General features: G+C 71.1%; 14 protein-coding genes and 1 pseudogene. 4 read left to right on the top strand and 11 right to left on the bottom strand.

Annotated features, from left to right (window positions below; all coding sequences use genetic code 11):
* Positions 1-7: 7 nt before the first annotated feature.
* Together B9B60_RS07545 and B9B60_RS07540 are read left to right on the top strand one after the other, a co-directional pair.
* On the top strand, positions 8-961 hold the full coding sequence (locus B9B60_RS07545) for an NAD(P)H-binding protein (RefSeq protein WP_084450590.1): 954 nt from the start codon (positions 8-10) through the stop codon (positions 959-961).
* Between the two features lie 87 nt (positions 962-1048).
* Complete coding sequence (locus B9B60_RS07540; protein ID WP_084450588.1) at positions 1049-1783, top strand: hypothetical protein; 735 nt, start codon at positions 1049-1051, stop codon at positions 1781-1783.
* A gap of 22 nt (positions 1784-1805) precedes the next feature.
* Here the strand turns inward: B9B60_RS07540 and B9B60_RS07535 are convergent, their stop codons facing one another.
* From B9B60_RS07535 to B9B60_RS07525, 3 genes are all read right to left on the bottom strand, one after another.
* On the bottom strand, positions 1806-2645 hold the full coding sequence (locus B9B60_RS07535; protein WP_084450587.1) for an urea carboxylase-associated family protein: 840 nt from the start codon (positions 2643-2645) through the stop codon (positions 1806-1808).
* Between the two features lie 187 nt (positions 2646-2832).
* Positions 2833-3300 carry a hypothetical protein gene (locus B9B60_RS07530; protein ID WP_234993783.1) on the bottom strand — a complete coding sequence of 156 codons (468 nt, stop codon included), beginning with the start codon at positions 3298-3300 and terminating at the stop codon, positions 2833-2835.
* 533 nt (positions 3301-3833) lie between these two features.
* Entirely contained in the window at positions 3834-4412 is a 579-nt protein-coding gene (locus B9B60_RS07525; protein WP_084450585.1) for a DUF6318 family protein, read from the bottom strand.
* A 372-nt stretch (positions 4413-4784) separates the two neighbouring features.
* Here B9B60_RS07525 and B9B60_RS07520 point away from each other — a divergent pair, with 372 nt between their 5' ends.
* Complete coding sequence (locus tag B9B60_RS07520; protein ID WP_084450584.1) at positions 4785-5852, top strand: NADH:flavin oxidoreductase; 1068 nt, start codon at positions 4785-4787, stop codon at positions 5850-5852.
* Position 5853: 1 nt separating this feature from the next.
* Here the strand turns inward: B9B60_RS07520 and B9B60_RS17690 are convergent, their stop codons facing one another.
* From B9B60_RS17690 to B9B60_RS07495, 7 genes and pseudogenes are all read right to left on the bottom strand, one after another.
* The gene (locus B9B60_RS17690; protein ID WP_255494286.1) at positions 5854-5979 is read right to left on the bottom strand and encodes a hypothetical protein; all 126 of its coding nucleotides are present in this window, start codon (positions 5977-5979) and stop codon (positions 5854-5856) included.
* A 121-nt stretch (positions 5980-6100) separates the two neighbouring features.
* On the bottom strand, positions 6101-6745 hold the full coding sequence (locus tag B9B60_RS07515) for an NAD(P)-dependent oxidoreductase (protein WP_084450582.1): 645 nt from the start codon (positions 6743-6745) through the stop codon (positions 6101-6103).
* 74 nt (positions 6746-6819) lie between these two features.
* The gene (locus B9B60_RS07510; RefSeq protein ID WP_084450580.1) at positions 6820-7869 is read right to left on the bottom strand and encodes an LLM class flavin-dependent oxidoreductase; all 1050 of its coding nucleotides are present in this window, start codon (positions 7867-7869) and stop codon (positions 6820-6822) included.
* A gap of 622 nt (positions 7870-8491) precedes the next feature.
* Positions 8492-9631: a xanthine dehydrogenase family protein molybdopterin-binding subunit gene (locus B9B60_RS17685; protein WP_268766705.1), complete on the bottom strand. Its 1140-nt coding sequence runs from the start codon at positions 9629-9631 to the stop codon at positions 8492-8494.
* Entirely contained in the window at positions 9546-10592 is a 1047-nt protein-coding gene (locus B9B60_RS07505; protein WP_268766703.1) for a xanthine dehydrogenase family protein molybdopterin-binding subunit, read from the bottom strand. Before B9B60_RS07505 ends, B9B60_RS17685 begins: the two co-directional genes overlap by 86 nt.
* Complete coding sequence (locus B9B60_RS07500; RefSeq protein WP_084450579.1) at positions 10589-11578, bottom strand: FAD binding domain-containing protein; 990 nt, start codon at positions 11576-11578, stop codon at positions 10589-10591. Before B9B60_RS07500 ends, B9B60_RS07505 begins: the two co-directional genes overlap by 4 nt.
* Positions 11575-12073 (bottom strand): annotated as a pseudogene (locus B9B60_RS07495) (2Fe-2S iron-sulfur cluster-binding protein). The gene B9B60_RS07500 and the pseudogene B9B60_RS07495 overlap by 4 nt, the downstream one beginning before the upstream one ends.
* 263 nt (positions 12074-12336) lie before the next feature.
* Here B9B60_RS07495 and B9B60_RS07490 point away from each other — a divergent pair.
* On the top strand, positions 12337-12900 hold the full coding sequence (locus B9B60_RS07490) for an antibiotic biosynthesis monooxygenase (protein ID WP_084450577.1): 564 nt from the start codon (positions 12337-12339) through the stop codon (positions 12898-12900).
* Positions 12901-13117: 217 nt separating this feature from the next.
* On the opposite strand, the gene B9B60_RS17135 is transcribed toward B9B60_RS07490, so the two are convergent.
* The gene (locus B9B60_RS17135) at positions 13118-13687 is read right to left on the bottom strand and encodes a hypothetical protein (RefSeq protein ID WP_084450575.1); all 570 of its coding nucleotides are present in this window, start codon (positions 13685-13687) and stop codon (positions 13118-13120) included.
* Positions 13688-13727: the final 40 nt, after the last annotated feature.

Below are 13727 nucleotides of genomic sequence, written 5' to 3'. Positions count from 1 at the left end.
TCCACCCATGACCGAAGCTTCCACCCCCTTCGCCGCGCCGGAAGAGCCCGGCACCGCACTCGTCACCGGCGCCACCGGCTACATCGGCGGGCTGCTCGTGCCCCGACTGCTCGACGACGGCTGGAAGGTGCGGGTCCTCACGCGCTCGAGCGAGCGACTGCGCGGCCGCGACTGGGCCGACCGTGTCGAGGTCGTCGAGGGCGACGCGACGTCCGAGGCCGACCTGCGCCGGGCGCTGTCGGGGACCGACGTCGCCTACTACCTCGTGCACTCGATGGACGGCGGGGGGGATCTCGCGCGCCGCGACCGAGAGCTCGCTGAGGGCTTCGCCGCGGCCGCGGGCGAGGCTGGCGTGGAGCGCATCGTCTACCTCGGCGGCTTGCACCCCGAGGGTGCGGACCTGTCGGAGCACCTCGCCTCGCGCGTCGAGGTCGGGCAGATCCTGCTCGACGGTCCGGTGCCGACGGCCGTCCTCCAGGCAGCGGTCGTGCTCGGCAACGGGTCGGTCTCCTTCGACATGCTGCGCTACCTCACCGAGCGGCTACCCGTGATGGTCGCCCCGCAGTGGTTGCGCAACCGGATCCAGCCGATCGCGATCGACGACGCGCTGCACTACCTCGTCGGTGCGGCCTCCCTGCCCGCGGAGGTCGACCGAGCCTTCGACATCGGCGGTCCCGAGGTGCTGACCTACAAGCAGATGATCCAGCGCTTCGCGGCAGTGACCGGGCTGCGGCGACGGGTGGTGCTCACGCTGCCGGTGCTCACGCCGTGGCTCGCCAGCCACTGGGTCGGGCTCATCACGCCGGTCGACGCCGCCGTGGCCAAACCCCTCGTCGGCAGCCTCGTGCACGAGGTCGTGCGTCGCGAGCACGACCTCGACGAGCTCGTGGGTCTGCCGGCGCAGGGTCTCGTCGGCTTCGACGAGGCGGTCCGTCGGGCGATGCGCGGGGTGCGGCACTAGCTTGATGCGGACCCCGCCCGTGGCCAAGGGGAGTGCTCCCCCCTCGCCTCAGGCGCGGGCAAGGGCGCCGCTGGTAGACATCTGGCTGTGCCGCCCTCCGAGATCCGCCTGCTCCACCACTACGTCCGGTCTGCGATCAAGAAGGCGATCGCCTGGTGCGTGGCGCTGCTCGCGGTGGCGGTCGCCGGCCTCGGGCTGGTCGCCGTCGACAGCGAGACGCGTCAGCACGTCCTGTGGCAGAGCGAGGAGTACACCGCGACGATCACCCAGATCGAGGTCGACGGGCGGTGCCGCTCCGGCCGTCGGAGTTATGGCACGCGGAAGCACCTGACGCTCGAGTGGCAGCAGGACGGACGGAGCCGGGTCGACACCGTCACGGAGTGCGGCGGCCACGACCAGGTCGGCGACCAGATGCAGGTGTGGGTGGCCGACGACGACACCCACACCTCGTCGCCCGGGGTGTGGCAGTTCGGGCTCGTCGCCTTCCTCGCGGTGCTCGGGGCCGTCGGGCTCGGCGTCGTCTGGGGCGCGGTCAGGACGCACCTGCGGGTGAGTCGGATCCTCGCCGGGGCCCCGCCAGCGCTCGTGCACGACGTCACGGATGTGCCGTGGGGGCCGCAGGTCATGGCGACCCCGATCGGTTCGTGGGGTCGGGGCGTGAGGCCGGCACCGATGCCACCCGGCCGGGTCTTCGCCAGCGGGTCGTCCGGCTTCTATCCCCGTGGGCTCTCGTTGCACGTCACGCCGCAGGGGGCGCGGACCTGGGTCGTGGTCGGCGGGCGCAATGACCACAACGACTCCGGGTGGCGGGGGCGTCGGTGACCTCGGGCGAAGGGGGAGCCCCTCACCTCCAGGGGCGGGCCGCCAGCCCGTGGTCCTGCGCGTAGGCGGCGCGCGCCGGCGGGGACCAGCCCTCGAGCGCCTCGTCCGGGACCCGGTGGACCTCGATGCCGAGCGGGCGGCAGACGGACTCGGCGTCGCCCGCGTCCGGGCCGAACATCGGGACCGACAGGTCGCCGCCCGGGCACGTGGACAGAGCCGCGAGCACGTCGATCTCGGCGAAGAACTCGAAGTAGTCGCCCTGCTTGGCGGGGCAGGTCTTCATGAAGTACTCGTCGCGGTCGTTGAGCCCGGTGCACTGGAAGACGTTGAGCACGTCGTGGACGTCGAGCTCGGTGAGATGCCACGGCCGCACGGCCCGGGTGAGGTTGGAGTGGCAGTGGTAGTCGAAGGGGGCGTCGTTGAGCATCTGGTTGACGTAGGGGTCGCAGCGGGTGCCGAGCAGGTCGTGGACGCGGCCCCCGTCGTCGTCGACGCCGTAGTCGGCGAGGGAGTCGCCGGTGATCGTCACGAGCGGGCGGAGGAAGGGCAGGGTCGACCACAGCCGGTCGTGGAGCGAGACGTGGGCGGCCTGGAGCTGGCGGGTGCGGGCGGCCCAGAGGCGCTCGCGGGGGTCGTGCAGGTTCCAGAGGTTGAGGTCGGCGACCTGCGGGCCCTCGATGGTGACGATGCGGCAGACGTGCCCGGCGGGGACCTCCCAGGCCCGGCCGCTGCGGATCGGGATGGTGAAGGAGTCGACGAGCTCCCGGCCCTGAGTCATCGACCCGATGCGGTCGTAGAGCTCGTGGTCGACGTCGAGGGGACCGCCGGGGTCGGACTGGTAGGCAGCGTCGGTGAGAGCCATGAGGCCAGTCTCGCGCTTGGGTGAGGGCAGCGGGGAGGGGATGAAGGGGGGGAATCGGACGCTACGCCGTTGCTCCGGCTGGTGGGTCACGCGCTCCTGGTGACCGTGTTGGCATGGCTGAATCGGCCGGTACGCCCCTGACTCGTGCTGTGAATCATGCGGAGCGGAACGTGGCGTCGCTGCCCGGTCAGTAGGTGTAGGAGGTCAGGCGGGTGCGGGTGCCGAGGACCTCGAGGGTGTCGACGGGCTCGTCCTGGAGGTCGGCGACGGTGGCGATGTCCTGCCACTGGCCGCCGTTGACGCGGTACTGGCCGGTGAGGCGGGCGTCGACCTTGACGTCCTTGTCGCCGGTGTTCTTGTAGGTGTGGGTGACGTCCCCGTCGGGGTAGGTGCCGCCGGTGCTGGTCGTCCACCCTGAGGTGGTGCCGTCGCCGAAGTCGTAGCGGTAGTCCTGCGCGGCGACCCGGAAGTCGATGGTCCAGGACAGCAGCTTCACCGGCTTGCTCGTCTCGCCGGGCTGGAGTCCGGAGTCGTCGGGCCAGGTGGCGGCGTAGAAGGTCTTCAGGCCCTTGAGGGTCTTGTTGCCCTTGGGCTGGACCGAGACGCTGGGCTTGCTGAAGGGCAGCTCGCGGAAGGCGGTCTGGATCTGGGCCATGGTCGGCACTGGCGGGGGCTGGACCTGGACGGCGCCCTCCACACCAGGGATGCTGATGCTGGTCGGGGGACCACACGTCATGCCGTTGTAGGTCCAGGGCCCGTCATCGACCTTGACCCAGGTGATGGTGGGTGGCTGGTAGTTGCTGCCACCGGCGGCGCTGTCGCAGGCGGCTCGGGCTTGGGAGCACTGCTCGACCCCGAAGTTTGAGCATGGTTCGCTGTTGACCTGGACCTTGACGTCCTTGGGCGCGTTCTTGACCTTGGGTGCGCCTTTGCCGTCGTCTGATCCAGACGCCCCGCTCGGCCCGTTGGCGCCAGGCGGAGGCTTCTGGCCCTGGCCACCCGACATATCCGTGCCGCTGTTTCCAAGCGCGCTGAGGGTGTCGTCGTCTCCCGAAATCTCTGGAAGTTGCGTCTGGGTGGGAGTGGGAGTTGGAGTTGGGGTGACCGGCTCGGCTGTCGCGGCCGCCGTTGGTGAGGCTGCGAGGGCAAAAACCGCTGCTGTGAGTGCGCACGTCCGCCTAAAGCTGCTCATTTGGTTCGGACCACTTCATGGATCCGCCAGCCCTCGGCGCTCTGTTTCGTATTGGTCACGAGAGTGATTGAGGAGGGCTTAACTGCTGGGCCTCTCCTGCCATCCGAGGCAACTTTTCGGTACTCCGAGATGTTCAACAATACTTCGACACGGTATCCAGAGTCCGTGCGAGCCTTGGCAGATTGGACCTGGAGAGAATAGGGGTTCTTGTCTGCCGTGATCCCGTCCTTGGCGAACTGGTCCGCCGTTTTGGCGATCTCGTCGCAGAAGGCGCAGTCGCTCGAGTAGGCACGAACAGTTGTTGAGTCCGCAGTCTTCAGGGATTCGCCTACCTGGGTTAGGTACCACTCGTTGAAGGCAATCGCGCCTTCCTTCGTCTTGGCCTGGGCCTCCTCGGGCAGTTTGGCGACCTTCCCTTCGCCCGACGCGGACGAGGTCTCGGACCCCGACGAAGAGCTCGACTCCGACGACGAGGGGGAGTCGGTGCTGCGGTCGATCGGGGAGGCGGTGGTCGTCGACTCCTGCGGCTCGCTGTCGTCGCCGCAGGCCGCCAGGCCACCGGTCAGGACCGCCACGGCAGCAAGGATCGCTGCACCTCGCGTGGACTGCACGGGTTCTCCCCTTCGTCGCATGTGGGGCAGAGCCCGCCCCCGAACTGCATCCACGGTAGCGAGATCTCCGCTGATCGCATCTCGACGATCCACAGGCACCGGATCTGACCCGTCGTACGGAGCAGCGGCGTAGCGTCGGATCTGGGGTCTCGAGGCTCAGGCCTGGCGGCCTTCGCACCTCGACCAGCGTTGGCTTCGCACCTCAGGCCTGGCGGCCTTCGCACCTCGACCAGCGGTGGCTTCGCACCTCAGGCCTGGCGGCCTTCGCACCTCGACCAGCGTTGGCTTCGCACCTCGACCAGCGTGCGGCCGGCCGGGCGTTGAGAGGATGGCGCCATGACCACTCTCCACGAGCGCCTCGAGCTGGGGCACGGCGCTGCCTGGGCCAACCGCTTCGCCCTCGCCCCGCTCACCAACACCCAGAGCCACGCCGACGGCACCCTCTCCGACGACGAGTACCGATGGCTCGTGGCCCGTGCCGAAGGCGGCTTCGGCCTGACGATGACCTGCGCGACCTACGTGTCTCGGGCGGGGCAGGCGTGGGGCGGGCAACTCGGCATCAGCGACGACCGGCACCTCGCGGGCCTGACGCGTCTGGCCGACGGCATCCGCGCGGCCGGCAGCGTCTCGTCCGTCCAGCTGCACCACGGCGGCCGCCGCTCCGACCCGACCGTCACCGGTGTCGACAACGTCGCCCCGTGGGCCGACCCCGAGCGCGGGGTCCGCGCCCTGAGCACCGGCGAGGTGCAGCAGGCGGTCGAGGACTTCGTCGTCGGTGCCGAACGTGCGGAGCGCGCCGGCTTCGACGGCGTCGAGGTGCACGGTGCCCACGGCTACCTCATCTGCCAGTTCCTCGACGGCCGGCACAACCACCGCACCGACGGCTACGGCGGCTCCCTCGAGGACCGTGCTCGGATGCTCTTCGACGTCCTGCGTGGGATCCGGGAGCGGACCGACCCCGACTTCCAGGTGGGGATCCGCCTCACGCCGCAGGGCAACGGGATCGTCCTCGATGAAGGCGTCACCGTCGCCCAGTGGGTCCTCGACTCCGGCCTCGTCGACTACGTCGACATGTCGCTGTGGGACGCCTTCATGACCGTCGACGAGGAGGGCGACCTGCTCATCGACGCCTTCACCGGTCTCCATAGGGGCCACACCCGCCTGGGTGTCGCCGGCAAGATCCGCTCGGCTCAGCAGGCGCGGTGGTGCCTGGCGAAGGGAGCCGACTTCGTCGATCTCGGCCGCGCCGCGATCGTCCACCACGACTTCCCGCGGAGGGTGGAGGCGGACGGGGCCTTCGCCATGCAGGCGCTGCCCGTGACCCGGGAGCACCTGCACGCGGAGAGCGTGAGTGACCGCTTCGTCGACTACCTCGACGCGGGGTGGCCGGACTTCGTGGCGTAGGTCAGCTCCGCGGAGGCTTGACGCGGGTGTTGGTCATCAGGGTCTGCTCGACCCAGGCCATGACGAAGGGGAGGCCGGCGACCGAGATCATGGCCGCCCCTGTCATGAGGCCAGTCGTGAGGTTCATGCCCTCCACCGTGACACTGCGCAGCACACATTGCGCTGTCTGTCCGCGAGTCGCCGAGGTCGTCACCGGATCTTGACCTTCGGCCCGGGCGGTCCGCCGCCCGGGCCGAAGGTCATCGGCCTCAGTGGGCGACGGTGAACCGCTGCCGCGGGTGCTTGCCCTGCTCGATCTCGTCGACGTAGGCCAGCGCGAAGTCGGTCCCGGAGATCTCCGAGTTGCCCTCGGCGTCGGTCACGAGCTCGTCGCCACCGAGCCGGTAGCTACCGGTCGTCTCGCCGGGGGCGAAGGAGCCGAAGAGGGCCGCGGGGGAGACGTAGAACCAGCGCAGCTCCTGCGGCGCCTCGCGCAGGGCGTCGAGGACCTTGGCGTGGGAGAGGGCCTCGGGCTTCCAGTCCTCGTGGAAGTCGGGGGTGTCGAGGAGGCGGGGACCCCCCTTCGCCACGTGGAGCGAACCGGCGCCACCGACGAAGGACAGGCGCGCGCCGTGCTCGATCGCGGCCGAGGTGAGGCGGCCGACGTGGTCGACGAGCGGGGAGCCGCCGACGTCGGCACCGTGCGTGGCCACGACCAGGTCGTCGGCGTCTGCCGCGGCCTGCGCGAGGACGGCGTCGTCGGTGAGCGAGCCGGTGCGGTACTCGACGCCGTCGGCCTGCTCGGCCGGGGCGGTGCGGCTGTAGGAGATGACCTGATGGCCGCGGGAGACGGCTTCGCGGGCGATGTTGCCGCCGGCGTATCCGGTGCCGCCGAAGATGACGATGGTGCTCATGGTGTTCCTATCTGTTGGGATCCGGTGGTCGAGGTGCGACGAGCGCAGCGAGGAGCCTCGAGACCCGAAGGGGGTCAGGCCGGCAGTGCTGCGACGGGACCGTCGCTGTTGCGGCGCCACCCGAGCTCGGGGGCGACGTGCTGGGCGAAGGAGTCGAGGATGTGCAGGTTGTAGTCGACCCCGAGCTGGCTGGGGATGGTGAGCATGACCGTGTCGGCGGCCTCGATGGCCGGGTCGGCCTTGAGCTGCTCGACGAGGACGTCGGGCTCGGCGGCATAGGTCTTGCCGAAGGTCGAGCGGAAGCCGTCGATGACGCCGACCTGGTCGCTGCTGCCCTGGCCCTGCAGGCCGAAGAAGTGCCGGTCGAGGTCGCTGACGATGGGGAAGATGCTGCGCGAGACCGACACCCGCGGCGCCCAGTCGTGGCCGGCCTCGCGCCACGCGGCGCGGTAGAGCTCGATCTGCTCGCGCTGCAGCTCGCCGAAGGAGGCGCCGGTCGCCTCGGTGAGCAGGGTCGAGCTCATGAGGTTGACGCCCTGGCGGGCGGTCCACTCGGCCGTCTCGCGGCTGCCGGCGCCCCACCAGATGCGGCGGTCGAGGCCGGGGGAGTGCGGCTCGACCCGCAGCCGGCCGGCGGGACCCTGCGTCGGGTCGGCGTCGACGACCTGGTCCCCGCGGATCGCGGACATGAAGGTGTCGAAGTGCTCGCGGGCGATGTCGGCGCCGCGCGGATCGCGGGCACCGGTGTGGCCGAAGGCTTCCCACCCGCGCAGGGCCGGCTCCGGTGACCCCCGGCTCACGCCGAGCGCGACCCTCCCTTCGGAGATCAGGTCGAGGGCGGCGGCCTCCTCGGCCAGCTGAAGCGGGGTCTCGTAGCGCATGTCGATGACGCCGGTGCCGACCTCGATGTGGCGGGTGCGGGCGGCGATCGCCGACAGGACCGGCATGGGCGCGGCGGCCTGCCGGGCGAAGTGGTGGACGCGGAAGTAGGCGCCGTTGACGCCGATCTCGTCAGCCCCGACCCCGATCTCGACGGCGTCGCGCAGGGCCTGACCGGCGTCGGGGTCACCCGGCCCGCTGCCGTGGCCGTAGTGCCCGAAGCTCAAGAATCCGAAGGCGTGCATGACCGGTGTAACTGGTTGTCTCGGCAACTAATTCCCGACGCCACACGCTGATCGAGGTGCGCGGCCGTCCGCGGCCGAAGCCTCGAGATCCGGTTGCCGTGGTCAGTCGCTGTTCCGCCGTGTCCGCTCACTTCGGGTTCGGTGGCAGCCCGGTCAGGAGGTTAGGCGGGTGCGGGTGCCGAGGACCTCGAGGGTGTCGACGGGCTCGTTCTGGAGGTCGGCGACGGTGGCGATGTCCTGCCACTGGCCGCCGTTGACGCGGTACTGGCCGGTGAGGCGGGCGTCGACTTTGACGTTACGCGGCTCGAGCAGGGGGACTGACGATGGGGCGCCTGGCCCGATGAGCTGCGGCCACGGTGACTCCTGAGGCGAAGGGAGCGGACTGCAGCACCGTCGTCGTGCTGCAGTCAGCGCGACCGGCTGCTACCCCGGTGGCGGACGCCGACCAGCGCCGACCCAGCCGCGCGCACGACCAGGCGGGCCCGGCCCGATGTCGACGTGGGCGAGTCCACCGTCGCGGCCCTCTCGATGGCCGCAGGCAATGCGGTGCCCACCGCAGTCGCGTCGCGACAGGAGATCCCGGCGACGGGGCGTCGAGGAGAGCGCCTGAGTGTCGGTCCGCCTACCGTGCCACGCGCTGCGGGTCGCCCCTGAGGAAGAGGTCGGGCGTCAGCGGAAGTTCGCGCACCCGGATACCGGTGGCGTGATAGGTCGCGTTGGCCACCGCTGCCGAGGCACCCACGATGCCGATCTCGCCGACGCCGCGCGAGCCCATCGGGTTGATGTGCTCGTCGGTCTCGTCGAGCCACACCGCCTCGATGTCGGCGACGTCCGCGTGCGCGGCGACGTGATAGCCGGCGAGGTCGTGATTGACGACGTGAGCCCAGCGTTCGTCGAGCACGCTGTGCTCGTGCAGTGCCATCGACAGGCCCATGACCATCGCGCCGGTCAGCTGGGAGTGCGCGGTGCGCGGGTTGATGATCCGCCCGACGGAAAAGACGCCGAGCATGCGCGGCACCCGCACCTCGCCGGTCTCGGCGTGCACCCGCACCTCGGCGAACTGCGCCCCGAAGGAGTGCGGCGCGAAGCGCTCGGTGAGATCGCTCTCCGGCTGCTCGGCCTGCGTCGTCGCCCCCGCGGCGGGCGTGCGCCCGTGCTCCTCGCGGAAGGCGCGCGCCGCGGTGACGACGGTCGTGCCCCAGGAGGAGGTACCTGTCGAGCCACCCGCGAGGCTGCCCGTCGGCAGGTCGCTGTCGCCGATCCGCAGATCGACGTCTTCGACCGGGCACTCGAGCGCGTCGGCGGCGATCTGCGCGAGGGCGGTCCACGTCCCGGTGCCGATGTCCGTCGCCCCGATCTCCACGCGGTATCGATCGCCGTCGTACGTCACGCGGGCCACGTTGCCCGTCATCATCAGTGCCGGGTAGGTCGACGCGGCGACGCCGGTCCCGACGAACCAGTCGCCCTCCCGTCGTCCCGGTCGCGGGTCGCGGTCGGCCCAGCCGAACCGCCGCGCTCCCTCGCGCAGGCACCCAACGAGGTCGCGGTGGGTGAAGGGCAGGCCGGTGTCCGGGTCGATCGCGGTGTCGTTGCGCACGCGCAGCTCGATGGGGTCGAGCTCGCAGGCGATCGCCAGCTCATCCATCGCGACCTCGAGAGCGTGCATGCCCGGGCACTCACCGGGCGCGCGCATCCAGAAGGGGACCGGCACGTCGAGCGTCGCGAGCCGGTGGGTCGTGCGGCGGTGCGGCGCTGCGTACATCGTGCGCGTGGGTGCGGCCGTCTGCTCGGCGAACTCGTACAGTCGCGCTCTGCTCGACGACGTCGTGGGAGATCGCCGACAGCCGTCCCTGCCGGTCGCTGCCGAGGCGCACCCGGGAGATCGTCGGGGTCCGGTAGCCCGTGAGGGTGAACATCTGCTGGCGGGTCACGCAGAAGGAGACCGACAGGCCGGGCAGCCGCATGGCGGCCATCGCGGCGAGCACCTCGTGGGAGTGCGGCTTGCCCTTGGAGCCGAAGCCACCACCGACGAAGGGGGCGAGCACCCGCAGCTGCTCCGGCTCGAGCCCGAGCAGGGGGGCGAGGGCGGAGCGCGCGGTGTGGGCGCCCTGGATGGAGTCCCACAGCGTGAGGTGCTCCTCCTGCCACAGGGCCACCGTCGTGTGCGGCTCCATGGGGTTGTTGTGCTCCATCGGCGTCGTGTACGTCTGCTCGAGCCGTACCTCGGCCGCCTCGAAGGCAGCGTCCACGTCACCGCTCGCGGTGTCCGTCTCGTGGCCGGCGTTGACCTCGTCGGGTGCGTAGAGGTCGTCGCGCTCGGCCGACAGGGTGGCGTCGACGGGCTGCTCCTCGTAGGTGACCTTCACGAGGGAGGCGGCCTCGCGGGCCGTCTCGCTGGTGCGCGCCACGACAGCACCGATGAGCTGACCGCGGAAGGCGACCTCGTCACTCTGCAGGATGAGCATCTCGGTGTCGTCGGAGCTCGCGAGCCGGGGGGCGTCGAGGTGCGTCAGGGTGAGGATCACCCCGTCCAGCGCCTCAGCGGCGCTGGTGTCGATGCTGGCGATGCGGCCGCGGGCGATGGTGGCCTGCACCGGGTGGAGGTGCACCCGCTCGGCCTGCTCGTGGTCGGCGGCGTACGGCGCGGTGCCGGTGACCTTGGCGACGGCGTCGTGGCGGGCCCGGTCGGTGCCCATCGCGCGGGGCGTGATCATGTCGGTCATCGGACCTCCTCGGTGAGGTCGCGCAGGACCGAGACCATGGTCCGGCGCAGCATCGGGATCTTGAACCCGTTGTCGGGCAGCGGGGTCGCGTCGGTGAGCTCCGCCTCGGCCGCCTGGGCAAAGGCCGCCGCGTCCGGAGCCCGGCCGCGCAGCACGTCCTCAGCGGCGCGGGCCCGCCACGGCTTGTGGGCGATGCCGCCGCAGGCGATGCGCAGGTCGGCGATCCTCCCTTCGTCCACGTGGACGGCCGCGGCGACCGAGACGAGGGCGAAGGCGTAGGAGGCCCTGTCGCGCACCCTGCGGTACTCCGAGCGCCGGGCGAAGGGGGTGGCCGGCACGTCGACGCCGGTGATGAGCTCACCGGCGGCGAGGACCGTGTCCCGCTCGGGGTGCGCGCCGGGCAGGCGGTGAAAGTCGTCGAGAGGGATCTCGCGCGGCCCGTCCGGTCCTTCGACGCGAACGATGGCGTCGAGCGCGAGCATCGCGACGGCCATGTCGGAGGGGTGGACGGCGACGCAGGCGTTGGAGGCGCCGACGACGGCGTGGTCACGGGTGTAGCCACCGATCGCGGAGCAGCCGGTGCCCGGCTCACGCTTGTTGCACGGCGTCGTCACGTCCTGGAAGTACGGGCAGCGGGTGCGCTGGAGCAGGTTGCCGCCCGTGGTGGCGAGGTTGCGCAGCTGTCCCGAGGCCCCGGCGAGCAGGGCACGAGAGAGGACGGGGTATCGCTCACGGACGCGGGGGTCGGCCGCGAGGTCGCTGTTGCGCACCGTGGCGCCGATGCGCAGGCCACCGTCGGGGAGGTCCTCGATGCCGTCGAGCGGCAGCCGGCTGACGTCGACGAGCAGCTGCGGTGACTCCAGGCCCAGACGCATGTGGTCAACGAGGTTGGTCCCGCCGGCGAGATAGCGCGCCTGCGGGCCGGACGTCGCGAGGGCGATCGCGCCCGCGACGTCCTCGGAGCGGCGGTACTCGAAAGGCTTCATGACGAGACCTCGCGGATGGCCGAGCGGATGCCGCCATAGGCCCCGCAGCGGCAGAGGTTGCCGCTCATGCGCTCGCGGATCTCGTCGTCGTCCGCGGAGGCGGTGCTCGTGAGGTCCTCGGTGACATAGCTGGGGCTGCCCTGCTCGAGCTCTTCGAGCATCCCGACCGCGGAGCACACCTGGCCGGGTGTGCAGAAGCCGCTGGAAGGCGTCGTTGTCGACGAAGGCCTGCTGCACCGGATGGAGCCCGTCCCGGGCAAGGCCGGCGGCAGTGACCACCTCCGCGCCGTCCTGGGCGACGGCGAAGGTCAGGCAGGACGTCGCCCGGCGACCGTCGAGCAAGACGGTGCAGGCGCCGCACTGGCCGTGGTCGCAGCCCTTCTTGGGCGAGGTGACGCCGAGATGCTCACGCAGCGCGTCGAGCAGGCTCGTGCGGGTGTCGAGCGTGAGCGAGCGACGTTCGCCGTCGACCACGAGGGTGATGTCGGTCTCCATGGCAGTCCTTGGCGTTGGGGTCGGGTCGGTACCTCACCGTACGGCTGGAGGGCACTCCCTGCGACCTGGAACGGTAGGTCAAGGCGTTACAGCTGCGCCGACGACTCCGGGCTCCTCTCGTCGGGCGTGAGCGACCTGGTTGTCCGGGCCCAGCCTGCCGTTCCCTGCCGGCGAACGTCTCGCCCACCGCGGCGCCGGCCATGGTGGGCTCGGGAGGATCGGCGCGGTAGCGGCCGCGCCCGGAGGAGAGAGCGAGATCTCCCGTGTCTGATGGTGCGAACCAGTCGGCCGTCACCCGGATCGCCCGGCGGCGGGCGCTTCCCGGGCACGCCGAGCAGTACGAGGAGCTCGTCCGGGAGATGTTCGGCCTGATGCGCCGGCACCACGGCTTCCTCGGTGCGGACCTCATCCCGCCGGAGACCGAGGGCGGCCAGCACCAGGTCGTGGTGCACTTCGCGTCCGAGGACGACCTGGCTCGCTGGGATGGCTCCGCCGAGCGACGGGAGATCCTGGCTCGTATGCGCCCGCATGCGGAGGCAGAGCCCGAGCACCGTCGTCTCCGCGCGATCGACGAGTGGTTCCTCGGCCCGAACGTGCCGAGCGGGACACAGGTGCCGAAGTGGAAGACGGCCGTCGTCACGTGGCTCGGCATCTGGCCGCTCGCCTCGATCGTCCTGTGGCTCGTCGCCCCGATCTGGCAGGACCTCGGCCTGCCCTTCCTGCTCGCCACGGCGATCAACGTCGCCCTCATCGTGGGGGCGATGGTCTACCTCGTCTCGCCCGTGCTGACGAAGGCGCTGCGCGGGTTCCTCACGTCCTCGAGGTGACCGGAGCCCACGGTGGCGTGGCCGTCAGGCGGACATGTCGGTCGACGCTGTTGCTGCCTGATCGCTCGGCACGACATCCACCAGCCGATCGACCGCGGTCAGCACGGCCAGGACAGACGATGCCGAGGCGACGTGGACGGTGCAGCGCTCCACCACCCAGGGCAAGCCGGTGGCGGCCCGGTGACCAAGGCGGTCTTCGCGGGGAAGTAGGCGCCCGTCACCGCGGCGACAGGCAGGAGATCTCCAGACGGGACCCGCCCGCGAACTCACGAGCGGAGCTGTCCGCCAACAGCATCCGGGTGCCGTGCGTCTCTGGTGGCCCTGCGGTGACCACCTCGGCAAGGGGCACCCATGCGCCCCCTTCGGTCTGGCCGCAGACCAGCCAGGTCGTGCGCGGCGCGCTCCACACGAAGGGCTCCACCACCGTGACGACGACGTCACGCAGGGTGGCGTCGGCCGCGAGCTCGACCTGACGGTGCAGGTCGACCTGGTCGCCCGGGTGCGCGTCGACGCGCTGGACGTCGAAGAGGAGGGCGTCGGGGTCGCGGGGCTCGAGCAGGGGGCCGACGACGATCCAGCCGTCGGCGTCGGGCACCCGGCGTGCAGCTTCGTCCCGCGTGATGACGGCGGGCCGGTTGGCGGGCTGCATGTCCCACCACGCGCCGCACCGGCTGCAGTGGCGGATCTGCACCCAGTCGGCTTCCGCCACCTGCCGCACGCTGGGGTGGCGGGCGGCGTGGAGGCACACGGCGGTGCACACCTCGCAGGCGCCTGCGTAGCTCGACATCGCCGGACTCAGCTCGGACTCGTGATCGCGGGGAAGCCTG

It is taken from the genome of Janibacter indicus (genome assembly GCF_900176385.1).
Lineage (GTDB): Bacteria > Actinomycetota > Actinomycetes > Actinomycetales > Dermatophilaceae > Janibacter > Janibacter indicus.
Note: the sequence above shows the minus strand (reverse complement) of the source record. Positions and strands in the feature narration are given on the sequence as shown.